Origin of the sequence: Haloferax sp. Atlit-6N (assembly GCF_003383195.1) — an archaeon.
In the GTDB taxonomy this organism is placed as follows: domain Archaea; phylum Halobacteriota; class Halobacteria; order Halobacteriales; family Haloferacaceae; genus Haloferax; species Haloferax gibbonsii.
The window spans coordinates 74,115-97,997 of sequence record NZ_QEQJ01000007.1 but is presented as its reverse complement, the minus strand read 5'-3'; the positions used below and the strand labels follow the sequence as shown (position 1 = coordinate 97,997).

The window sequence follows — 23,883 nt, the reverse complement described above, 5'->3', positions numbered from 1 at the left end:
CCGAGGACCACGTATTATCGAATAATGGGAGATAATTCAGTGTCGTCCGAGGACACTCCGGAGGTACAGGATGTCCTTGATGCGCTGGATGATCCCGCGTGTCGGGCTATTCTCCAGGAAACTATCGAACCAATGACTGCGAACGAACTCCTCAACGCATGTGACATTCCCAAGTCGACGCTGTATCGAAAATTAGAACTCCTCAGTTCCGCTTCCCTCGTTCGAGAACAGGAGACAATTAACCCCGGAGGTGGACGGGTCACCTACTACGAGCGGTCGTTCGAGGACGTCACGATCTCGATGGACGACACAGGGACGTTTTCGGTGAGCGTCGATCGGCCGCCGCAATCTACCGACGAACGGCTTGCAGATATCTGGTCGATGATGGGGGACGAAGTATGAAAGGCGTCATCACGGCGATTGCAGTCGTCAAGTTTGTAATCCTGCTTCTCGGTGGCGGGATCACCTACATTGCATTTAAAGCCTATCGACGGACGGGTGCGGACTCGCTACGCGTCCTTGGTGTCGGGTTCGGTATCATCACACTCGGGGCAATCCTGACTGGCGTGGCCAATCAGTTCTTTTCTGTCGGATTGGCCCTCGGCGTGCTCATCAACAGCCTGTTTGTCGCCCTTGGCCTCGCAGTCATCATGTACTCGCTGTATATCCAGAAATGAACCCCGTTCCGAATGTTGCCGTTCCTGATCTCCGTCGGGGTAGCTACCTAATCCTTTTCGGCGTGGTTCTGTTCGTTCTCACGCTTGTTAGCAGTGCAATGCTCGCCCCTGCGATTGGGACGGTTTCGGAGACAGACCAGACGTCCCGAACCTTGGTCGGGTCTCAGGGGGGTGGCCCAGGCTGGCACGAATACGGCAGCGTCTACCTCCTCAACGGGACGAACACTACCTGGCGTGAATCGAGTGCTGATAGCTATTTTGACGTCACGCAAACGGCGAACGGAACAGTGTTAGCCGGGTTCATGGACAGCGGGTACGCTTCGTGCGGACCGTACGAGTCTCCCTGTACCCGAACGGGATTCCGAGTCATTGACCCTGGGAAAGACCCGCAAGTGCTTTCGGAGTATAGCTTCCCAGTGCGAACGAACAAGAACAGCGAAGTCCACAATGTCGAATGACTCGAATCGGGAGAATACTTGGTCACCGATATGGAGTACGAGCGTATATTTACTGTCAAGAACGGCGAAGTCACGTGGCAGTGGAATGCGAGTTCGTTCTACGACGCCCCACAAGATCCGACGACGACCGACTGGCTGCACATCAACGACGTCGACGTCATCAGCACCGGACGCTATCTCGTCTCCGTACGGAATGCCAACCAACTTCTCGTCATCGGGCGCGGAGAGGGTGTCGTCGACGTCATCAACGAGGACACGACCGATTCAAACGATGCCAACTGTCGGAAATCAGATCAGCTAGCCGACTATGATAGTGATGGCGATATTCGGTGTGGTGACCCCGACGTGCTCAACCACCAGCACAACCCGCAGTGGCTCGGGGATGATGCCGTCCTCGTCGCTGATAGCGAGAACGACCGGGTCGTCGAACTCCACCGAATCGAGAATGGGAGTTGGGAACCAGCGTGGGCGCTCGACAGTGCTGGCGATATTGCGTTTAATTGGCCTCGAGATGCTGATCGTCTTCCAAACGGGAACACCTTAATTACGGACACGTTGAACCGCCGACTCGTCGAAGTAAACGAATCAGGAAGGGTCGTCTGGAGTGTCCAAACCGACCGTATTCCGTATGAAGCAGATCGTCTCTCTGTGGGTGAGCCTGTCGGGGGACCTCGGTACACGAGCGATGGTGGTAGCGCCGAAACTCCCGACAAAGACGTACCGGTTCTCTCGTTGCTGCTCGTCGGGCTTCGTGCTGTCATTCCCTCGACGCCCTTCTGGTTTCGGGAACCACAACTCGGAGTGACATTAGTTTCCGTACTCCTCATCGTCGTCGGTGGAGTTGACCGTCGTCGGACCTAGTCAATCAACGGTGTTGTTCTCAATCACGTCTTTGAAGTATTCCAACTCGACGAGGGAGTGTTCGTAGGTTTCCAGTCGATGTCCTCAAAGAGGGCCAGCGCCGCTTTAGTAACTTTCCCTAACTACGAGAGTCGGCCACGCTGCTCGGGTTACCATATCGATGAACTCCTTGAAACGCCTGTTCTCTCAAATGGTGTAGTACATCGTTTTTCTGCCGTTGAATCCCGACATAGGGTTGCAGTGTTTTCGGGTTAGTCAGACGGAGATTCCGACGATTCGACAGGTGGACTCACATTTTCGAGATGGAATCGGCTATATCCGACTCCGAGTAGTAGAAGGACAAGACTGAGCACTCCGGCGATAGCGATAGATTGGCCCCGAATCGTCGCTCCGATTTGCTCTTGGAGGACTAGTACAGCACCGATTCCTACAAGCGCGATTCCCTGAGCACCAATCGACCGAGCAGGATGAGTGACGTATCCCGATTCGGCGAGAACCCCGGCGACCGATCCAACAAACAGCAATAGACCCCCTACTGAAACGGGCCGGAGCGCGAATAAGATGCCCACTTCGGACAGAACCAATCCGAAGGCGATGAACATCGGCCACGGACTTGACCCGGTGTTCAATGTTTTCGTTTTTGACTCCTCACTCATCTTGATTCACCTTCGGGTTGGTTTGGATCGTGGGCTCGTTCCGGTTCATTTGCCCGAGATAGGGTGGTCCAGTGTTTGCCGCTCGTTCGCACTTTCATCATCGACGTATTTCCCCTACACGCACAATAAACTGGCTACCGGCCGAGCTGATTGTCTTATATAATCCGAGCAAACTATAGTAGCACCTGCACGTCTTTACTCACTAGATCGCACGACAGCGTTCGGTCGGGTGAGCAACTAGTTGCAAACGCTACTATAGTTTCCAAGAACTTCCTTCATCGATGGAGATGCACCAGTTGTAGGGCCGATATCTGTCGTTTGAAACACCCTATGTGATCAATTCCCTCGGTCTGAATCCGGTTATTTCGCTCACGGGGATCCCCGCAAACCCTGAAATTTGCTCTCTCGCTTGTATTCTGGTACCTTATCGAAGCCTTTCATCGTTAGAGAGAATCGCCAGTGAGTCGTGTTTTGATTTCGATGATACCCACCAGTCTTCGATCTCGATCCGCAAACCCACTCAACACTAACAACAGCACGATTCCGAGTAAGGTGTGAACTTTTCACGAGTGTTCTCCGGAGCGGAACGTGAAATGAGAGTCCATTTTCCGAAAAGGAGGAGGGTGAATCTTCAACGATCTTCGCTAGTTACTTGTAGAAGAGATATCTGCGTCTCGGTATGGCCTTTGAGGACATCCTAACGCCAGTGATACTCGTACTGCTGTTCGGTCTGGTCGGTTTCTACGTTAGGAATCCGACGACGGAAGGGACGGCGCCTCTCATTGGCTCGGCCGTGATCGGTGCGATCGTTGTTCTGCAAATAGTACAACATATCCTAGTCGGCCGCCGCTCAGCGGAATAGGGAAGTCTCACAGGTACTGTTTAGTAAGGAATGAAATCGGCTTGAACGGGATAGAGAAGACGGTGGAAGCCCCCCTGGTCTCGATTCAATAGGCTTCCTGTAGTCTTCTGCGCTCGCGGTATTCGCTGCGGTCCTTGCGTCCCCACTCTTCGACGAGACCGCGGCCCTTTCCACTCTTGATGGACGCGTCGCCTCTATTAACCCCCCGCTTATTGCACTCGCGGGACCCCACCCAACCGCGTTTTCGGCCGTAATCGCTTGACTAAACACGACCGTGGGGGGGTCTACTGTTGGCTAGTATCTACTTTGTATCTGTGTACTATGTGTTATTATTTCCCAGACAGTGTAACACCACTTTATTAATTACTGTTAGTATTTACCCACATCGTATAATAATATCGCTATCTGTATTATTACAAACTTATGCCTGTAACGGGGTAGTGTTTAGTTAGGAGCATTGAGCCAAGCAGCAAATGCTTGGAGCCACTTTTCGGCGGTTTGCGGCTCAATATGGCTGAAACAGTTTGAGAACGAGGATGTTCGGCGTTTGACTTCTCGGAAAATTCGCTTGATGGCATTCCGATTTCCAGTCCGTTCAGTTTGAAATCGGAGCCCGGCTCTGGCCAGCGCAGTTTGGAGGTGTTGAGCACCATTGACCAGAAACACGGCGGATTCGATATCGTGTTTCTGGCGGAGTTCTCGCAGAAAAATCTCTGTTAATGCGGTCGCTGTCGTTGCAAAGAGTCGCAGATGTAGCAGATCGTTTGTCTCGGGATCAGCCGCTGCGTAAAGCCAGAATTGCTGGTCATTGATTCGAATCACAGTTTCGTCGAGCGCAACGTGATTCGGGCTTCGGCCGTCTGCGGGCCGTAGATCGGCTTTTTGGATCCAATCGTGGATTGCTTTGCGTGATCGCTCGACACCCAATTCTTCGAGGATCGAGACGGTATTCGACAGCGACAGCCCCGCTAACTGGAGTTGAATACCGAGCTTCATCGCGCGCTCGGGTGTCCGCTGTCGCTCCACAAAATCCAAATCAATCCAGTCTGTACATCCGTTGAGGCGGGCGATTTCTGGCATAGGCACCAAGAAATTCTCCCGCCTCACCCTTCATCCTTAACTAAACACGACCATATTGTATTTCCACGACGTCTTGTTGACGGCGACAGCACCGGCAGTGACGTTGTTCCCGCTCCGAGCGGGTCCGACGCCGGACAGACTGAGATTCGTGATGGCAGTCCGTGGCGACGTAATGGTCATCACTGTACCCGTCCCATCACCGACAAGGTGCGTTCGGTTCTGTCCCGCTCCTCGGATAGCCACTGGTTTGGTGATACTGACATTGGAGACGTTATACGTCCCGGCTGGGACTCGGATACTCGTGTTCGGCGGAGCGCTCCGTACGGCGTCAGCGAGCGTCGGCGCGTCTTCCCCGACGACGACGGAGACGGGTCGGTCAAGTAACGTTCGCCGCGCGGTCACGATGGAATCTGTCTGTACCTCGCGTTCAGCCGTGATCCGTTCCCACTCTGCGGTCGTGTGTCCGATTGGTTCAGTCTCACGAGATCGTACCTCGTCCCACTGGGCAACCTGTCCGCCGTACTTGGACGCAAACGCGATGGCGTCGGTCTGGTTCGAGAACGGCACAATGACTGATTGGCGGGTCGGAACGTGGGCGCGACTCTCGCTCTTTTCTACGGGGCTCCTCGTCTGGACTCCGGTTTCTGCAGATACGTGACGTGCGTTCGCCAACCGTCCGAACCACATCGATATCGCCGGCTTCGTAAGGGTGTTGCTATTGATAACTGATCTCGCGGGAATGTCTCGCCTCGGTTGTGCTGGTATCAACTAAGATCTGATTACTGGACTGCGGCATCATCGAACCGCGAGAGGAGGAGGACAATTCCAACCACGGTACCCACCAGAACAGTCGAGGCGGTCGCTCCATAGAACGCCATACCGATCGGTGTCGGATGGAACGTGACGAGTTCGAGAAGCGCAATGTGTTGTATCTCGGTACTCGTACCGATGACTAATCCGAGAACGGCTCCGATAACGACAGCGATAATCAAGACGGAACCGAATACGAACCGTCCGCTCATCTTTCGAGCGGTCTCTTCCATATCCTCGTCTACTGTCCGGTAGCACTAAACCACTGCTATTCTATGCGTCAGATACGACACTTGTCTCCGATGCACGATCCAGTATTAACAAATAATCCAGGATAATTTGTTAATCTATCCCATCTAAACGCCGTTTAATAGCAGTCAAATTAATAACTCCGGCTCTCCTTCTCTCTCATAATGACATCCTCGGATCGCGAACCCGATGACTCAGGGGATCCACACGACCACGACCACGATCACGATCACGACCACGACCACGACCAGGAACTGACCGAACCAACCTCGAAATCGGTGGACAGTGGAGGTGTCGCAGAGTTTTCTGTCCCAGAGATGGATTGTCCCTCCTGTGCAGGGAAGGTCGAGAGCAGCGTCCAGAAACTCGACGGTATCGAGGACGTAAACCCGCAGGTCACGACGGGAAAACTCAGCGTCTCCTACGATCCTGAACGAACTAACCCCAAGTCGATCGGCGACCGGGTGGAGAGGGCTGGATACAGCATCGAAGGCGATGGAGAACTCACTGTGAAATTCACCGTGCCGGAAATGGACTGTCCCTCCTGTGCCGGTAAGATCGAGAGCGCTCTGGACCGTCTCGATGGCGTCTCGACGTACTCGACGCAACCCACGACGGGAAAGGTGGCGGTCACTTACGACGAGTCCTCTATCGACGAGTCAGACATCGTCGCCGCCATCGAGAGCGCGGGCTACGAGGTTACCGAAACGGACACGGGCCGTGAGACGAGCGCTGACGAAGACGAGTCCCGAGAGAGTATTTGGACGAGCACTCGCGCCATCAAGACGTGGGTCAGCGGTGGATTCACCGCACTCGGTATCCTGTTCGAATTCTTCCTTGTCGGGCAGAACCTCGAACTCGCGACCGTCGTCGGACGCGAACTCCTCGTCGCCGACGTGTTGTTCCTGATCGCCGTCGCCTTCGGCGGGCAGACCATCCTCCGCAACGGCTACTACTCTGCCCGCAACCTGAACCTCGATATTGACTTCCTGATGTCCGTCGCGATCATCGGCGCACTCCTCGCGAGTCTGGTGTTCGGCGAAGCGCTGTACTTCGAGGCGGCGACGCTCGCATTCCTCTTCAGCGTCGCGGAGCTACTCGAACGCTACTCTATGGATCGTGCTCGCAACTCCCTGCGAGAACTGATGGACCTCTCTCCGGACGAGGCAACCGTCAAGCGGGACGGTGAGGAGGTGACGGTCCCCGTGGACGACGTGGTCGTCGGCGATATCGTCGTGGTCCGTCCGGGTGAGAAGATACCGATGGACGGTGAAGTCGTCGACGGCGAGAGTGCCGTCAACCAAGCCCCCATCACCGGTGAGAGCGTCCCCGTGGATAAGACGGCGGGCGACGAGGTGTACGCCGGTACAATAAACGAGGAGGGATATCTGGAAATACAGGTCACGAGCCAAGCGTCGGACAACACGCTCTCCCGAATCGTCGAGATGGTCGAGGATGCCCAGTCAAACAAGACTGAACGCGAGCAGTTCGTCGAACGGTTCTCGGCGTACTACACCCCGGTCGTCGTCGCGTTCGCTGTTCTCGTGACCGTCGGCAGTCCGTACGTTATCGGCACACCTTGGTCGACCGCTGTTGTCTATGGTCTGACGCTGTTGGTCCTTGCGTGTCCATGTGCGTTCGTTATCTCGACGCCTGTCTCGGTCGTCTCTGGCATTACGAGCGCCGCGAAGAATGGCGTTCTCATCAAGGGAGGTAACCACCTCGAAGCGATGGGTGCGGTGGACGTCGTCGCCTTCGACAAGACGGGCACCCTCACGAAAGGCGAGCTCACGGTGACAGACGTCGTTCCCTTGAACGGCAACAGCGAGCAAGACGTGCTGAACTGCGCGCGCGGCCTCGAACAGCGCAGCGAACATCCCATCGGCGAAGCCATCGTCGCAGAGGCGAACAGCGCTGGCGTCGGAGAACGCGAGATCGAGGACTTCGAGAGCATCACCGGCAAGGGCGTTCGTGCGACCCTCGACGGGGAACGCCACTTCGCGGGGAAACCCGGTCTGTTCGAGGAACTCGGGTTCGACCTCTCGCACGTCCATGCGACGACTGATGGCGGCGTCGTCACGCAGACCGCCCAGCAACTCTGTGACCGCCACAACTGTCTAGACTTGCTTGAAGACACCGTCCCGAAACTCCAATCGGAAGGCAAGACCGTCGTACTCGTCGGAACCGAAGACGAGTTAGAAGGCGTTGTCGCCGTCGCAGACGAAGTCCGTCCGCAGGCGAAACGGACTATCGCTCGGTTGAAGGACCTCGGCGTGAAGAAAACTGTGATGCTCACCGGAGACAACGAGCGCACCGCGCGGGCTATCGCCGAACAGGTCGGCGTCGACGAGTATCGGGCGGAGCTGCTCCCGGATGAAAAGGTGTCGGCGATCGAAGGGTTCGTCGACGCGTACGACGGAGTGGCGATGGTCGGCGACGGGGTCAACGACGCGCCGGCCCTCGCGACGGCCACTGTCGGGGTCGCGATGGGCGCGGCTGGGACCGACACGGCGCTCGAAACCGCCGACATCGCGCTGATGGCCGACGATCTCTCGAAACTGCCGTACCTGTACGAACTCGCCAACGACGCGAACAGCGTCATCCGACAGAACATCTGGGCGAGTCTCGGGGTCAAGGCGGCACTCGCCGTCGGCGTTCCGTTCGGTCTCGTACCCATCTGGTTAGCCGTTCTCGCGGGTGACGCCGGGATGACAGTCGGCGTGACCGGTAACGCGATGCGGCTCTCCCGCCTGCAGCCGGAGGGGACTGAGAACACGGAAACTGAGGGGGTGGAACTGTAACGATGAATACTCAGACACAGCCAGCCGATTCCGAGGATGAATCGGACGAGGAAACCCGCCGATACCCATTCGGACTGCCCTCTCGATTATCGTTCCTCGTCGTCGTCACGATCGGGTTGATCGGACCCGGGTTCGGGGTATACATCCTCGAGGGTGCGGATCTGTCACTCGCAGCCGATATTGTGTGGATCATCGGGTACGGGACGACGATATTCGTCGTGTGGTACGTCTGGATCCGACCCTTGGAACTCTTGGGCTCTAGCGCACAGGACTGGTCGGAGTTGGAGGACGTGGACGCGGATACTGAACGTTCGCCGGACGGGGATTCCTCGAACGTCGAGAACCGGGAGTCTATGTCCTAAATTCTGATAAAGATGGCTGTACACGATCACGACTCCGACGAAACGAACGGTGCAGAGGGGGGATCGTCCGGCAGGAGTACGAAGACGCTCGCTGTCGTCGCGGCGATCAATTTTATCGGGTTCGTCGTCGAGCTGGCCGGAGGGCTGTTGTTCGGGTCGGTCGCGCTGATCAGCGACGCGATGCATATGCTGTTCGATATGATAGCGTACGTGATGGCGTTCAGCGCGAGTTACACCGCAGAACGGTTCGAGGGCGGGGAGAGGTGGTCGTACGGGCTGCACCGACTGGAACCCGTAGCCGCCTTCCTCAACGGTATCCTCCTCGTCCCGATGGTGGGGTACATCCTCTGGGAGTCTTATCAGCGGTTTCTCGATCCAGTGAGCATCAACCCAACGATGACACTGATCATCGCAATTGGAGGGTTGCTTGTCAATCTCGGCTCTGTCTACGTGTTACAGGGCGGCGATATGAGTCTCAACGAACGGGGCGCGTTCTACCACCTCCTCGGTGACGCCGGCGGGTCGATAGCGGTGATCATCTCGACGGCCGTAATCGCGGTTTTCGACGTGCCTATCGCAGACCCAATCGTCGCAGTCCTCATCGCCGTCTTGGTACTCTGGTCCGCCGGTAAAGTCCTCTGGGAGAGTTCCTCGATACTGTTAGCACGCAGTCCGACCGATACGAATCAGTTGCGCGATGAACTGCTGACAATCGACGGCGTCGAACGGGTCGATGATCTCCACGTCTGGCAGGTGTGTAGTCAACTAACCGTTGCGACGGTTCGTCTCAGCGACGCCGCCGAGACGTTCGAAGATCAGCAGATGATCCGTCGACGGGCACACGAACAACTCACTAGGGGCGGAGTAGACCACGCGACTGTCGAACTTCTCGGGACGGCGGATGTGAATGCAGAGTCGACGACTCGCACGAGCCACGCGCACTAACGGACATCACGATATCGTACGTGAGGAATGTGATACGGTGTTCAATGTTGACATTAACGGAGCGCAGAGCATCCGCCCCCACCTGAACAGAAATAACTCCAAGTCTGCAAATGCTCTCTGGGAGCAATTCGAACGTCAAACCAGAACAGTTTCAACAGTGAGTGACAGATGAGCGAACAACAGCGTTCGAGCTTATGTCATACGAAGGCACTACGGTTCCACGGCGTGACTCACCTGCAGGTAAGTGTGATTACTGTGGGCATCCGTTCCCTACGACCGACCGCCTCATCCTCCACAAAGGCTTAGAACATCCCCAAGATTTGGATACCGACGAGAAAGACGCATTCCTCTCTGCTCGAGCAGATGAAGAAGACGAGTTACGTACACTCCAGCTGAAAGCACTCGGAGCTCTCGTGCTCCTGTATTTCGGTCTTCTCAACATATATGCCATCGTCACCTGACACAGACACGGTCTCGGTCGCATATGGAGATGAAGATATAGATCCCTACCCCGCATCGAGGCTTTGTGATTGGGTTGTGTCGAATACAACGTTAAGACTCCTTGTCCTGTTTGTAACCTGGGTCTCGGTATTGACGCTGTTTGCCGAAACAGTCGCTGCCGGGAACGGAATGACGCTCTCGAAGCAGCCACGGGATACACTTGCCATTCCCCGATGGCTGTATCTCGCCACTGGCGGCGCTACGATTGGCGCCTCTGCCCTGCTTGCAAGTTTCGTCACTGATCGGGCGTTTATCCGTTATCTCCACAGCTGGTCGTTTCCTGGTCCAACAATTGATGACTGGCGAACACCTATTGTGTGGATCGGACGTGGACTCGGGATCGTCGTCCTCGGACTGGCAGTCTACCTCGGAGTGACGGGCCCACAACTCCCGACAGCGAGCTTCACCATCCTCGTCACGTTCGTCGTCGTTCGTGCAGGCTTGCCGATGCTCACGTATCTCGGAGGCAATCTCTGGCCAGTGCTGAACCCCTGGCGAGGAATCGTCTCGCTACTCCCAACTGGATACCGGACGTATCCAGAAGAATTAGCCCGATGGCCAGCTGTTGGTGGCCTATTACTTCTCGTGTGGGTTGAGGTGGTTTTCCCTGTCAGCACGATCCCGTCAACTCTTTCGATTGCGATCCTCGGCTACAGTGTCGTCACAATTGCAGGCGCTGTACTCGTCGGTCCCAACGCATGGTTCGGGAACGCAGATCCGTTATCCGTCCTGTTCCGATTCTTCGGGGCTGTCGCTCCTGTAAAACGGCGGGATGGGAAGCTCACCGTAAAACTGCCCGGTAGCGACCTGACTGATTCAGACTTAATCACGGACACCTCCGATGTCGCGTTCGTCATTGCGCTAATCTGGGAGCTCACGTACAGCGGCTTCATCACGACGCAGACGGGCGCAGCAACTATCGAGGCACTCGTCAGCCTCTCTAATATTGGAGTGGGAGCCGTACAGATTCGTGCGATTCTCATCTACACACTCCTTTTCGTCAGTGGCTACGTCGTTTTCTTCGCCGCATATTGGTATGCTGGTGTACTCTCTCGGCGACGGACTGGGACATACATTACAGCAAAACGCATCGCCTTTCGGTTTGCACCCTCGCTATTGGCCATCGCAGCGGGATATCACCTCGCTCACTACACCGGACTGGCCGTATCCCTCAGTCCAGCCCTAGGGATGGCGATTGTCTCCCCACTGTCGCCCCCAGCGAATCCCCTGACATTATCTCCACCTGGATGGTTCGAAGGCTTGAGTATCGCCTACGTGCTCGTCGGGCATCTCCTCGCTATCTGGGCAGCGCACGCGACCGCCTACGAACTCTTCTCGAGCCGTCTCGTCGCGATCCGGAGCCAGTACCCGTTCATTATTGTGATGATCGGTTACACCGTCATTAGCCTCTGGATTCTCTCACTTCCCGGAGCGACGCCCCCTTATCTACCCTGATTCTGGTGGTTTCGAGGGGACCACTGGTCACACACTATGGTCAGAGCGTGACCAGAAAGGGATCACTCGACAGTGAACTCAATCGGCTCCATATCGAGGAACGCGGTTTCGTAGCCATCGTGCCGCGCCAGTTGAGGTGGTGTCTCTACGGTGATTCTGACCGTATCGCCCGTCTTGAGTTCATCAAGACCCATCCCATAGAAACTCCCGAGGTCGGGATCGAGAGACGCTTGGAGTGTCCCTTGTGTGATTGTGTCTCCTCCTCGGTTGAGTGTTGCTGAAAGAGCCATCCTCGGGAGCATCACGCGATTGTAAGGTGTTCGAGGAGAGACGATCAGGAAGGGACCGTCACTATCGCTAAACCGATGGTCACCGTCAACGAGAGCAACGACTATCGTCGCATCACCGGATTGCCCTTCATGGAGAAGTCGACCAGGAAGGTCGGATTTTGTCGGTACGACCGGTTCAGGGACCATTTCCATGTCCATTAGATCAACTGTCCCACGGGTGCCTGCTTTGTCGCCTAACCGGCGAATCTCCAAATTGTACGTCTCATCCGTATCGAACGTGAACTGCATCGTGGCAGACTGTCCCTCTGTAAATCGCCCATGGAATGGATTCGTACGAGCTGTCTGCAAGGGGCCGACCTGGAGCGTCACATCGTACTGTCCTTCCCCCGGGAGAGCGATATTGTCGCCGTAGTGGAACCCCATATTCGGCGAGATCATCGGCCAGAGGTTGGTCGAGGACACTCGACCGTCGCTGTTACTGATTTCGACAGAGACGTCGACCGGGAGTACGGTCTCCGTCTCGGTGTCCCAGACACTCGCCATCAGATGCACCGAATCATCCGACTGAACGACGACTTTCGTCTTTCGTGAGCCAGTGAGGTTCCAGAAACGGTGCGGGAAGGAGTGCATCAGTGCAAATCCGAGACTGCCTGCCGTCGTCGTTCCGTACATTCCCATCCCTTCGATGATTGCCGGATAGTAGACCGCGTCAGGTCGATCCTCCACGAGCGGAGGATCACGCCATGCAGACTGCGTCTCGAATCCGAGCCGCCCCAGGCAACCAGACAGCACTAGGCCCCCCGAGAGAGCAGTCCCCTGTTTGAGAAACGTTCGCCGATTCATATGCCCCTCTGAGATACTATGTTTGGTAGATTCATTGAGTCGACCTCGCTGTCGTCAACCGGGAGTTTCTGTAACTGCCAGCCTCGGCCATTCTGTGACTGTCTACGCCAGGCGAACGACGAATCCGGTGAGTACCAAGAGTGAGACAACGCCAAGTAACGTCACCAGTAGGAGGTGCTTCTCTTCCATAGGTTTGGCTTCGGTTGGGATTCTAAAGACACCTTTGAAACTACAACGTCACCTGCACATCTGGCATATCAACGAAGGCTGTCTCGTACCCTTCATGGCGAGCTGTTTGTGGGGGCGAATCGACCGTGATCGTAAGGTCATCACCCGACTGGACGTCCGAGACGACGGCGCCGTAGTGATACCGTAGGTCGGGATCGATCGTCGCCTGCAGAATGCCGTCGAATACCGACGTACCGTTCCGCCGCAGTCCCCCCGATAGCGACATCATCGGCAGCATCGTGCGATTGTAGGGCGTGCGTGGTGATACTGCAAGATACGTCTGTTCCTCGTCACCACCGAAACGTGACTCGTCTTCGAGGATCGTAACCACGAACTTCGCATCCCCACTCATCCCCGAACCACGAACGTCCCCAGGGAGCGCGTCAGGTGTCGGCACTTGCGAGTTCGGTAACATCTCCATGTCCATCAGGTCGACAGCACCCTCCGTGCCTTCCCTGTCGTCGGGGATGTCCGTGTATGAGATCTCGTTGAGCGCCGATTCGCTGAACTCGAACTCGAACGTGAACGATGCGTTCCCCTGATTCTCGGCCAGCGACCCAGTCCGTCGCGTCGACGGCTCGCCGATGCTCACCTCGACAGTGTACGTGCCGTCGCCCTGGAGTTGTGCGTTATCACCGAAGTGAAAACCCATCGGCTGGGAGAGCATCGGCCACGGCGCGAACTGATCAATCGACTCCCCGTTCTGTGTAATCGTGAGCTGCGGGTTGATATCGGGTGGGATAATCCCCGTCTGTGTCTCCCAAACGACCGGCATGAGATGTATCGAGTCCTCGAGTTGAATCTCGACCTTCGTGATTCCATTCGGCTTCATCAGCCAGAACCGGTGCGCATACGAGTACGTGAGTGCACACTTGTACCCGCCCTGTTCTTTCATTCCAGGCATTTTCATGCCCTCGTAGTGGGTCGGATAGTAGACTGCGTCCGGGCGGTTTTCGGGGAGCGGTGGCGCCTGCGCTGATCGCGTCTCGAACAGGCCGGTACAACCCGCGAGCCCCATGAGTGACGTGCCCCCGACCGCTCGAAGTACGTCACGACGATTCATGCGTCACCTCCTGTGCGTCCCCAGTCGGCTGGGCAGGTGGCAGCGCGCGCAACGACCGCGGAGGGACGAGAAAATTACCGCGCCGCTCAGTACGGATGTACTGTAGGATGCCGTTGTTGTTCCGTTGACCGACGGCTGACTGCTCGGTGACATCAGTTCCGTTCATCGCTTCTCTCGTGTCGACGAAATCGGTGATCCCTCGCTGGAGCGCGAGGAAATGGAGGCTGGCAGTTCCACCATCAGTTGAATCGAAGTCGCGCCGCAGGATGAGGGGCGAATCATCATCGTCGCGAGCGCGGGCAGATTTCTGGGAGTGACCGACGACGCCCATCTCGCGGGCCGTCTCATCCGTTGGCTGACAGTCGTCGATTTTGCTACTGTCGCCGAGATTGTCGCCGGCACCTTCAATAACGTCGTTCTCGGCGTGATACGGGCAGAACATCTTCGCCTCACGCTGCCAGCGGTCGTCTTGGTTGTACCACTGGTTGAGGTTCAGTCGGAGCTTGGAGATATGTTGAGTCGTGCCACCGGTGAACGGTCCCGACTGGATCGTCACGCGATCTTCACTGGCCTGGTTCTTTTTGAATCCCGATTTGAACCCCATAAACAGGGGTGCGTCCTCCGGGACTTTGTCGGCCGGAATACCCTCCGCATCGTCTGCATTCTCCGCCGGGAGTCCATCCCCGACGAATCCCGTCCGTCGATCGACCACCTTGAACACGTCCGTGAGCGATGCATCGGGTTGATCGACACCATTGAGTGTCGATTGGTTCCCTTTGAGGGCTTCTTCGGTACCCAATACCACCTGAGCATGGTTACTCGCTATGTGAACGACTGCGTCCGGCGTGTCGAGTTCGGGGTTCTCGAATGGAGCCAGCGCCTCGGGCCGCTGGAGATCAACGCTCTCCGGCAACCCGCCATCGAAGCGGTCGAAATACGCCGGTGAGTAGCTCATCGTTAGCAACAGCCCGTTTCCGCTTCGCTCGTACGCGTGTTCGACACCTTCGAGCGCGGTCTCGATCGTCGTTCGGTCCTTTTCAGTCGGTTGGCCACGTTGGGTGTAGTTCAGGTACAGAAGGACGCGATGGCGAGGGGCGACGACGTTCCCGTGGTCATCTGTGGGGAGGACATCGTTCCAGGCGTGCTGGCGCTTGGGGAAGGAGGACAGGTCGTCCGGGCCGGTTGGGACATCAACCTCCTCGCGCCCTAAACACGCGCTGAACGCCGCCGCACCACCGATTGCGACAGCTGATCTCAGGAACGACCTCCGTGGAATTCCACGACTATCGGTCATTACGCCCGAGTTGGAACGTCCGTGAAAAAGCGGTTCTGGTCGGGATTTCGAATCCTCGCGACCTCCAACTCAATCGTTGTCAGATTCTCAAAAAGGACAACCGAGCGTTAGGCGGATGAACAAACTAGTTGACAAGGTCGCTCAAATCGCCATAGTATCCGTTACAACACGAGGATGCTGCCTTTCTCAAGATGATCACAGTCCCTATCTCTATGATGGGGCCAGCCATTTAGGCTGTGACAGATGTAATCACACTGACTATGTTCTCAGCACTCCCCGTCGATCGAAGGAGACTCACGGGGGATAAAGGTTTGACACATTGTTCCAGCCGTGTTCGCAATGAAAATGCTCATAAAGAGACCAGCACCGAGACCCACTGTGTTCGTTCGTCTGCAGTCGGTGCGTCCCTGATGAACGCTGGCCGTGTTCTAGCCAGGGTTGACGACGGCATAAGACATCTCATTATCTGCCTTCAGAATATAACGCTAACCAAATTAAATGAATTCTTAAATTTGGCATTGATATAAAGGCACGCATCATTCCAACCTCCGAGATTGTGTTCTTCGGTCCTCACGGGAATAAATATAGCGAGATACAGTATATCCCGTAATCGGCAATCTACTACTCAATATTACTAATCAGCGTTGTGTAGAGTCCACTCCAGCATAAGCCGAAGTATTAACTCACTGTGAGAAAGTCAATGAGTAATGAAAATCTTACATTCAGAATTACCCCAACACGGAGCGAGCGGGTTACTCCCCGGTGAGCAGGCGTGAATCAGCAGTCTGACTCCCAGAGTTTGGACGCGGAAGATACGGCTTCAGAGAGTGAGACGAGAGAAAAGCGCTACAAGTGGTCCCAGATGAGTCTCGACGAACTCGTCGACGTCTACTGGCAAGACATCGCACCGAACCGTTACCGCGATGGATTCGACGAAGACCGCGACGTGCCGACCTACGACTGGCTCACCGAACACGGATACAGTGGCATCGCGTACGCGCTCCGCGAGCATCACGACCTCACGCCCAAGCAGTTCTTCGTCGACGTCGTCGGCCTCGAAGACGGGGAGACGGACGGGTGGGAATGGAACGTTGACCACACCGCTACTGTGGACGCCCTCGAATCGTATCTCACGTCGATAGAGACCCGTGGTGAACGAGCAAAAAGTACCGTCGAGACCCACCGGACGCGACTGGCGAAGTGGGTTCGGACATATCGAGAGTTGCACGGGGCGGATGCGCTGCTCGAACCGCTGTCCGATCTCGACAAGCAACCGGGAGAGATAGAACGCTGTCTTGCTGTCCTCGACGTGTTCGACGAGGAGCTATCCACCGACCGGTCGAAGCTCGAGTATCTGCACGTCGCCAGGGCATGGTACGCGTTCGTAAAGCGACGGAAGTACGCGAAGTACAATCCACTCGCCGAGGCCGGTGAGGAATTCGGCTGGGAAGCCAGCGAACCGGACCCACAGGCACTGTCGGCGTCGCAGGTGCGTCGAATCTACGGCGAGGTAGACTCGCCCGAATCAGAGTTGCTCGTGGTTGCGCTTGCTGGCTGGGGGTTACGGCCCTCGGAGGTCGCTGCATTACACGTCGAACAGGTGATCTTGGATGCCGAAGACCCACATTTGTCGTTCGGTGATGGCGAGCGGAAGAACGGGCCTGGCGAGGTGACGTTATTGTATGGGGTCGATGTCGTCGCTGATCGGATTGATGCGCTTTCCGACCGCGAGACGTGGAGAGGGTATCTATTCCCGTCTCGTTCGTCGTCGACGGGCCACGTGTCTGTGAGTACGATACGTCGTCGGTTCAAACAGCTTGCTGACCGGGCTGGCGTCGTTGTTGATGGGGATACGCCCACACCGAAGATGGGCCGTCGCTTCTGGTACTCGGCGTATCAGGAAGCTGTTGGAGAGGTTCTGGAGGGGTTGGAGGGAGTTGCTGAAGACCAGGGGAGTTCGTCGACGGAGGTCGTTCTTCGTAACTACCTGTCGAGAGAGCAAGAGCGGAAAGCTCGGCGAAGAAGGATGTATGAGAAGTTGGAAGCGGCATTTGAGCGATAGAGTAGCAATGCTGTGAGGCAATTAGGATAATCGGGGCAAGACAGTGTAGCGTTCCTTCTTGCCTTCAAGACGTGGACGTGTCGGTGTTCGAGGGGGGGGTGTGAAGCGCACCAAGTGTCGAGTTCGTCAACGGGGACGTGCTGATAGCTTGCGGCGAGTTAGTGAAGAAGGCGTCAATTCAATTGAAGACGCACGAGTCGTGCTCTTGAAAATTGTGCGGGGGCACGAGCGCTAATGATGGGTGAGTTGCGGCCGCTGTACTTGGAAGCGCCTGATAATGAACGGACGGCACGGTCGATTCGGCGTGACCTGCGGAAGCTTGCTGATTATAATCTGGGTGATTCGGCGAGAGGTGAGACGATTGAGCAGGGATATGTGGAGTTGTAAATATCAGCTTGGTTCGTCTGAAACACATAATGCCAATCGTTGTCACCACTGAGTTCCGCTTCAACACCAGCTTGGTTCGTCTGAAACTCGAAGACCGCGCCCGTGAAAGACCGTTCACCGGACTCGCTTCAACACCAGCTTGGTTCGTCTGAAACCCTCTGGCAGGTCATCCCACTCCGAAGACAGGAGGCTTCAACACCAGCTTGGTTCGTCTGAAACGTCTGGCGTCGCTGGCGATGCTCCCGGATTCCTCGCTTCAACACCAGCTTGGTTCGTCTGAAACAGTGCCCGTCTGGGACTTGAAGCGCGGTCTGGAGTATCGCTTCAACACCAGCTTGGTTCGTCTGAAACAAGCTCCCGACGTCAACGTTGACCGACGGCTCCTGGAGCTTCAACACCAGCTTGGTTCGTCTGAAACAAGCTCCCGACGTCAACGTTGACCGACGGCTCCTGGAGCTTCAACACCAGCTTGGTTCGTCTGAAACCCGACTCGAAGAGGTCGCGGTGCTCGTCGACGGTGCTTCAACACCAGCTTGGTTCGTCTGAAACCGCTGTCGACCGCGGGCTATCGACCCACTTGTCGGCGCTTCAACACCAGCTTGGTTCGTCTGAAACGCGTCAGGAAGTCCATGCACGAGGCGATGGAGAACGCTTCAACACCAGCTTGGTTCGTCTGAAACTCTCGGAGATACCCGAACGCCAATGGTACCACATGGAGCTTCAACACCAGCTTGGTTCGTCTGAAACATGAGTCGATATCGTTGGGTCCCGCTTGGAGAGAGGTGCTTCAACACCAGCTTGGTTCGTCTGAAACTGGGTACCTCCGTCCGTCGGTGGGTGGCTGTTATAGCGCTTCAACACCAGCTTGGTTCGTCTGAAACTCGGGAGGCGGACCATCCGTCGCCGGAGAACATCGCTTCAACACCAGCTTGGTTCGTCTGAAACGCTCGAATCTGTCGAAAACGGGACGCTGATACTATGCTTCAACACCAGCTTGGTTCGTCTGAAACGGGCGTTTGAGGCGGTTGCCTCGGGCTGGTCGAGAGCTTCAACACCAGCTTGGTTCGTCTGAAACCATCGGCGCGAGCGAGGGCATATCGCAAGTCGCGGCTTCAACACCAGCTTGGTTCGTCTGAAACACGCCGCGAAGAACACGCCGATGAACCCGATGGACCGCTTCAACACCAGCTTGGTTCGTCTGAAACCGCTTTGTCGTCGATCACACAGCCGATGGCCTCGCTTCAACACCAGCTTGGTTCGTCTGAAACATCCCGAGCGCCCTCGGGACGAGCGACGCTATCGCTTCAACACCAGCTTGGTTCGTCTGAAACTAGCGTGAATCGTGTTTGGCACGACAGCGCAAGTGAGGCTTCAACACCAGCTTGGTTCGTCTGAAACCGGCCTCGTCGACGGTCGTCCCCCGACCGAGCGTGCTTCAACACCAGCTTGGTTCGTCTGAAACACGACGATAAACGAGACCGCACCGTACTACGCGAAGCTTCAACACCAGCTTGGTTCGTCTGAAACATGCACATTCTGTGACAGTAATGCGTTCGGCACCAAGCTTCAACACCAGCTTGGTTCGTCTGAAACCCTCGAGCACCCGGACGCCTGTGAGCGACTGTGGGGAGCTTCAACACCAGCTTGGTTCGTCTGAAACTCCAACGAAGATGGTGATGGGCCTTCTGACGGTGAGGGCTTCAACACCAGCTTGGTTCGTCTGAAACACGCCGATATTGTCGAGACGGGGTCGTCGATGTCCGCTTCAACACCAGCTTGGTTCGTCTGAAACTGCCGGTCGCTTTCTCGTGCCAGATACTCCGACGCTGCTTCAACACCAGCTTGGTTCGTCTGAAACTACCCTGTTCGAATAGCGAACCGGGGTTCTTTTTTAGGCTTCAACACCAGCTTGGTTCGTCTGAAACCCGGTCCAAGCGGTCATCGGAACGCGAAAGCATCCCGCTTCAACACCAGCTTGGTTCGTCTGAAACTGTCCCTACTCGCGAGATTCGCTCGGTTCGGAGTGCTTCAACACCAGCTTGGTTCGTCTGAAACTGGTCCGGTTCCTCCCAGTGGAGATCGAGAAAGTTGCTTCAACACCAGCTTGGTTCGTCTGAAACTCGGTCGACACGTCCGGGAGCCCGACCGTCACGGCGCTTCAACACCAGCTTGGTTCGTCTGAAACAATCGGCCTCGGTGGCGACTGTCCGAAGGTCTTGATTGCTTCAACACCAGCTTGGTTCGTCTGAAACCTTCTAACTAATCTGAACCCCTAATTATATGTGAGCTTCAACACCAGCTTGGTTCGTCTGAAACCATCGCTGAGTGCGAGTCCGCCGCCGACACCGAGGCTTCAACACCAGCTTGGTTCGTCTGAAACACCGTATTCGGCGATATGAATCATTTCGACTCTCCAAGCTTCAACACCAGCTTGGTTCGTCTGAAACTCCGCTTTTCTCCTGACTTCTGACCGCTGAGCCTGCTTCAACACCAGCTTGGTTCGTCTGAAACACGATGTTCTCCGGCGGGACGATAATCTCACTCCCATGCTTCAACACCAGCTTGGTTCGTCTGAAACGACTCGATTGCGACGGGAAAGCTGGGGTATTGGAGGCTTCAACACCAGCTTGGTTCGTCTGAAACCCCGTCGAAAATCACAGACTCAGGCCGTATATGTGTTGTTCATCAGCCTAATTTCCCGTCAACCTCCAGTAGCGGGTCCATTTAAATAGGTCGATGGAAAGTGTTTCACAGCACTGTCTAGTCAACTGGCGGACGCTCAGACAACTGCCCATCCATGAATCGTGGAAACGGTCAACTCGCATCTTGAACGTGTGGAACCACTTCTCAATCAGGCATCGATCTGTGTAGTCAACCCGACTGTTCACACCTAATCGAGAGAAGGCAATTCGATATTCGAAGGCATCAGCCAGAAACACCGTCTCTGAACAGTCGTGTTTCTCACAGATTCCGTGAAGAAATGCAGCTGCTGGATCCGTTCCATGACGCTTGAACAGCGCGACGTTAAGAATTACTTTTGTGTCGAGGTCAATCAGCGTGCAACCAAGAACACTCGCCGTTGATTTCGACAGCGGTCTCATCGACCGCGACCCACCACGGCGTCGCCGTCCGCCCGCGCTGCCAATATTCAATCGTAGCAGTGGCTAAACTCTCTTTGAGCAGTTTTGAGAGTATCATAGATTACTAGCTCTTCAATCTGCTCGTTCCTTATCTAGACAGTACCGCCCACAATTTAACACAGATAATTCTACCATTTTTTGAATAATAAGAACTTATTCAATAACTACTGATTCTTACAGATTGTATTAAGTGGATGTCCTCATCGTGGAGAGAGTTTGTTTACAATCCGGTCGAACCTTCTGACGACGAAGAAAAGCCAAATTTACGGACTACTGAGCGGGGTCCTAGAGGGTGTGATACTCTTCCAAAGCCCAATTTGACTCGAGACGAAAACACCTCGGAGAGCTTGCTTGCGAGATACGCTCTCTCCCCGTTTTAGTCCTGAGCCGGAAGTAGATCGAGAGTGCCGACTAAAAAAAAACAGTCCCTTTGACCGTAGAATTGCTTCGGAATAGTCGTCAACAGCCACACCCTCACTTTTCCACCTAAGCGAGGCAATTTGGACACGCTCAATTTCTTTGTTGGACGCAATTCCAGTGTCACACTATTGTCCTTGAATACACTATTCTCTCTACCGCAGAGATCCATCGAATTTCTCAACAATCTCCACCAAAAGTCTCATATCCGATGTAGTGCTTTATTACAAGTACATCCAATTTGAGACACTATGCTAGAGGAGAATGAGTTGCGAATCATGGCGACACTTGATTCCCCTAAAAAGCGCCGAGCACTTGCTACTGAGCTCGGATATGAGCCGGGGACCATCACGAACGCTGTGGTACATCTCGAAAAATTGGGATTGGTCACCCGTGAACGGGTGGGAAACGAGACGATAATACACCCAACGTCTGCGAAGTGCCTCGAGGTGTACCAAGACCTCACGGCAACCAACTCCCACGTTAACTTCCCGAAATTGCTGACGTCGTCGATGCTTCGTGTCCTCTATTATCTCCCCGCGGATGAACCAGTGTCGGCAGCCGAGCTTGCCCAACGAACCGAGGTGTCACGGGCAACTGTCTATCGGACGCTCAAGACGCTTACAAACCGGGCAATAGCTGTTAAGCAAGGAACGAGATACTGCCTCACCGAACAGTTCTCAGGACTTCACAAGTTCGCTGTGGAGCTCCGGCACCAACACCACCGTACGCAAGTCCAGACCGACATCGGGAGTGGAACACTTCTGTGGGAATCTTATGACGAGTTCATTGTGCGAACAGACGAGGGTGTTGACGACAGTCAGTACCTGCTGACAGGACTCGATGCATTCAGCGAATACGGTCTGCAGTTCTTCACGCGCTCGGGGAACTATTACTTCTACTCAGAAAGCCGAGAGTCACTCTCACCGGCCGAGTTGGTCTGTCACCTACTCCTCATCGAGAACGACGCTCGCCACCGAAAGTACGCTATGCTTCTCATTACCGCAACCAACACATCCCACGAAGACGTTCACGAAGTCGCAACATCCTACGGAGTCGAAGACATCATCTCACCTCTCTTGACGTACCTACGAACAGAAGGCGAACAGACCTCAGGCCAAACCCCACCCTGGTCTGAAATGGAATCGCTCGCTCGTGACTACGGGGTAGAAATATGACCCGCGAGTCGACGTTGGAATACACGGCGATCCGAGAACAATTTCACGAACTCGCGAACCTGATCAACGAGCCAATTACGGTGTTCCTCATTGGAGGTGGCGCTCTTACGCTCCAGGAGCTCAAGAACGCGACAAAAGACATCGACCTCATCGTTAGAGAAGAGTACGAACTCAAGCAGCTTTGGACAGCACTCACCGCAGCGGGATATGAGCCGCCAGAAGACCTCGAACAAGAGTATGACGAACTTGACGCGGCGTTCATCCTCGAGAACGGTAAGCGTCGATTCGACGTCTTCCACAGACAAGTCGCCGGCGTACTCATGCTGAGTGACGACATGGAGGCCCGAAGCCAGCACCTCTTCGAAGACGGACCGTTGACTGTCCGGATGGTGTCACTCGACGATATCTTCCTCTTCAAATCGGTCGCAAATAGAGACGATGACGTCGACGACATGGTTGTACTCGCACAAGCAGGAATCGATGAGGAGTTAATCGTCCAAGAGGTGCACACCCAGTTGTCGCTTATCGGTCGAGACGAGTTTGTCGGTGCCATGAAGCACAAACTCGCCCGTCTCCAAGAGCAAGGGTACTCATTCGACATCCAAGATGAGATCGAACGTTTGCACTCGCGAACCATAGACGGTGAACGGGTCGCTCAGTGTATTCGACTCCTTTCGGAAACCGAATACGATGACGACCTATACAAAGGAGTTCCCGAACGGGCGGTTGAATCGAAGCTTGGTGAGGAGACAGCTACGTCCGGTATTGAGTGGCTCCACCAGATCGGAGTCGTCAGATACGGTGAGGACGGGTCACTCGTCCTCCAAGAGAAAATTTGATACCCGAATGGTAAAATCCAAACATCGTTTCCTCGTACAATCAGTTAATGAGTGAGCCAAAAGACGCGGACACGAGACCAAAAATATCAGTTGCAGTTGTAGATAAGAGCCACACGAACGAAATCCCAGACAATATTGACTCTGAATTATATACGACAACAAGGCCTGAGTCATCGTTGGTTGAGTTTGCGGCCGACCCTGACGGAGAGTTGGCAAAGGCACTCAGGCGAAACGGATTCGACGTCTGAGCTAATCCACTTACACACCTACCAAACAGCTATTCCTGCAAAAAAGTCGTAGAAATACTAGGATTTCAACAGAGCCGAAAAATGCTATCCCTACGCGAGAGCCCTTCATCACCAGACTTCTCTTCCTCAATTTTTCATCTTTCACACGGGTGCTGAACCGTACTTGCGCGTGTCTCT

Annotated in this window: 14 protein-coding genes, 2 pseudogenes and 1 CRISPR repeat array; of the genes and pseudogenes, 10 read left to right on the top strand and 6 right to left on the bottom strand. The window is 55.2% G+C overall.

Annotation, left to right across the window (positions count from 1 at the left end; genetic code table 11):
* Window positions 1–24 precede the first annotated feature (24 nt).
* The 3 genes and pseudogenes from DEQ92_RS19225 (at window position 25) to DEQ92_RS19215 (ending at window position 1,996) form a co-directional block, all read left to right on the top strand.
* Window positions 25–402 (top strand): helix-turn-helix domain-containing protein, encoded by a 378-nt coding sequence (locus tag DEQ92_RS19225; protein ID WP_115821365.1) that lies wholly within the window; start codon window positions 25–27, stop codon window positions 400–402.
* Window positions 399–677 carry a hypothetical protein gene (locus DEQ92_RS19220; RefSeq protein ID WP_115821363.1) on the top strand — a complete coding sequence of 93 codons (279 nt, stop codon included), beginning with the start codon at window positions 399–401 and terminating at the stop codon, window positions 675–677. Before DEQ92_RS19225 ends, DEQ92_RS19220 begins: the two co-directional genes overlap by 4 nt.
* Window positions 674–1,996: pseudogene (locus tag DEQ92_RS19215) on the top strand (arylsulfotransferase family protein). The gene DEQ92_RS19220 and the pseudogene DEQ92_RS19215 overlap by 4 nt, the downstream one beginning before the upstream one ends.
* 1,962 nt (window positions 1,997–3,958) lie before the next feature.
* Here the strand turns inward: DEQ92_RS19215 and DEQ92_RS19200 are convergent.
* Together DEQ92_RS19200 and DEQ92_RS19195 are read right to left on the bottom strand one after the other, a co-directional pair.
* A complete protein-coding gene (locus tag DEQ92_RS19200; RefSeq protein WP_115821359.1) occupies window positions 3,959–4,594 on the bottom strand; it encodes an IS6 family transposase in 636 nt (211 codons plus the stop codon).
* 779 nt (window positions 4,595–5,373) lie between these two features.
* Window positions 5,374–5,637: a hypothetical protein gene (locus DEQ92_RS19195; RefSeq protein WP_115821357.1), complete on the bottom strand. Its 264-nt coding sequence runs from the start codon at window positions 5,635–5,637 to the stop codon at window positions 5,374–5,376.
* Window positions 5,638–5,817: 180 nt separating this feature from the next.
* Between DEQ92_RS19195 and DEQ92_RS19190 the strand changes: the two genes are divergently transcribed.
* The 4 genes from DEQ92_RS19190 to DEQ92_RS19170 all read left to right on the top strand — a co-directional run bounded on the left by DEQ92_RS19190 (window position 5,818) and on the right by DEQ92_RS19170 (window position 11,717).
* Complete coding sequence (locus tag DEQ92_RS19190; protein WP_115821355.1) at window positions 5,818–8,454, top strand: heavy metal translocating P-type ATPase; 2,637 nt, start codon at window positions 5,818–5,820, stop codon at window positions 8,452–8,454.
* A 2-nt stretch (window positions 8,455–8,456) separates the two neighbouring features.
* Window positions 8,457–8,816: a hypothetical protein gene (locus DEQ92_RS19185; RefSeq protein WP_115821353.1), complete on the top strand. Its 360-nt coding sequence runs from the start codon at window positions 8,457–8,459 to the stop codon at window positions 8,814–8,816.
* Between the two features lie 12 nt (window positions 8,817–8,828).
* Window positions 8,829–9,761 (top strand): cation diffusion facilitator family transporter, encoded by a 933-nt coding sequence (locus tag DEQ92_RS19180; protein WP_115821351.1) that lies wholly within the window; start codon window positions 8,829–8,831, stop codon window positions 9,759–9,761.
* Between the two features lie 444 nt (window positions 9,762–10,205).
* The gene (locus DEQ92_RS19170; RefSeq protein ID WP_115821349.1) at window positions 10,206–11,717 is read left to right on the top strand and encodes a hypothetical protein; all 1,512 of its coding nucleotides are present in this window, start codon (window positions 10,206–10,208) and stop codon (window positions 11,715–11,717) included.
* Between the two features lie 62 nt (window positions 11,718–11,779).
* On the opposite strand, the gene DEQ92_RS19165 is transcribed toward DEQ92_RS19170, so the two are convergent.
* The 3 genes from DEQ92_RS19165 to DEQ92_RS19155 all read right to left on the bottom strand — a co-directional run bounded on the left by DEQ92_RS19165 (window position 11,780) and on the right by DEQ92_RS19155 (window position 15,435).
* Window positions 11,780–12,850, bottom strand: coding sequence for an iron transporter (locus DEQ92_RS19165; protein ID WP_115821347.1), 1,071 nt, complete (start codon window positions 12,848–12,850; stop codon window positions 11,780–11,782).
* Between the two features lie 229 nt (window positions 12,851–13,079).
* Complete coding sequence (locus DEQ92_RS19160) at window positions 13,080–14,141, bottom strand: iron transporter (protein WP_115821345.1); 1,062 nt, start codon at window positions 14,139–14,141, stop codon at window positions 13,080–13,082.
* Entirely contained in the window at window positions 14,128–15,435 is a 1,308-nt protein-coding gene (locus DEQ92_RS19155; RefSeq protein WP_115821343.1) for a Tat pathway signal protein, read from the bottom strand. Before DEQ92_RS19155 ends, DEQ92_RS19160 begins: the two co-directional genes overlap by 14 nt.
* Window positions 15,436–16,297: 862 nt before the next feature.
* Here DEQ92_RS19155 and DEQ92_RS19150 point away from each other — a divergent pair.
* Window positions 16,298–17,497, top strand: coding sequence for a tyrosine-type recombinase/integrase (locus tag DEQ92_RS19150; protein ID WP_115821478.1), 1,200 nt, complete (start codon window positions 16,298–16,300; stop codon window positions 17,495–17,497).
* A 381-nt stretch (window positions 17,498–17,878) separates the two neighbouring features.
* Window positions 17,879–20,527: a CRISPR direct-repeat array (repeat unit 30 nt; unit sequence GCTTCAACACCAGCTTGGTTCGTCTGAAAC).
* 47 nt (window positions 20,528–20,574) lie between these two features.
* On the opposite strand, the pseudogene DEQ92_RS19145 reads toward DEQ92_RS19150, so the two are convergent.
* Window positions 20,575–21,082: pseudogene (locus DEQ92_RS19145) on the bottom strand (hypothetical protein).
* A 610-nt stretch (window positions 21,083–21,692) separates the two neighbouring features.
* Between DEQ92_RS19145 and DEQ92_RS19140 the strand changes: the two are divergent.
* A complete protein-coding gene (locus DEQ92_RS19140; RefSeq protein WP_115821342.1) occupies window positions 21,693–22,619 on the top strand; it encodes an HTH domain-containing protein in 927 nt (308 codons plus the stop codon).
* Complete coding sequence (locus DEQ92_RS19135; RefSeq protein WP_115821340.1) at window positions 22,616–23,458, top strand: DUF6036 family nucleotidyltransferase; 843 nt, start codon at window positions 22,616–22,618, stop codon at window positions 23,456–23,458. The genes DEQ92_RS19140 and DEQ92_RS19135 overlap by 4 nt, the downstream gene beginning before the upstream one ends.
* Window positions 23,459–23,883 lie beyond the last annotated feature (425 nt).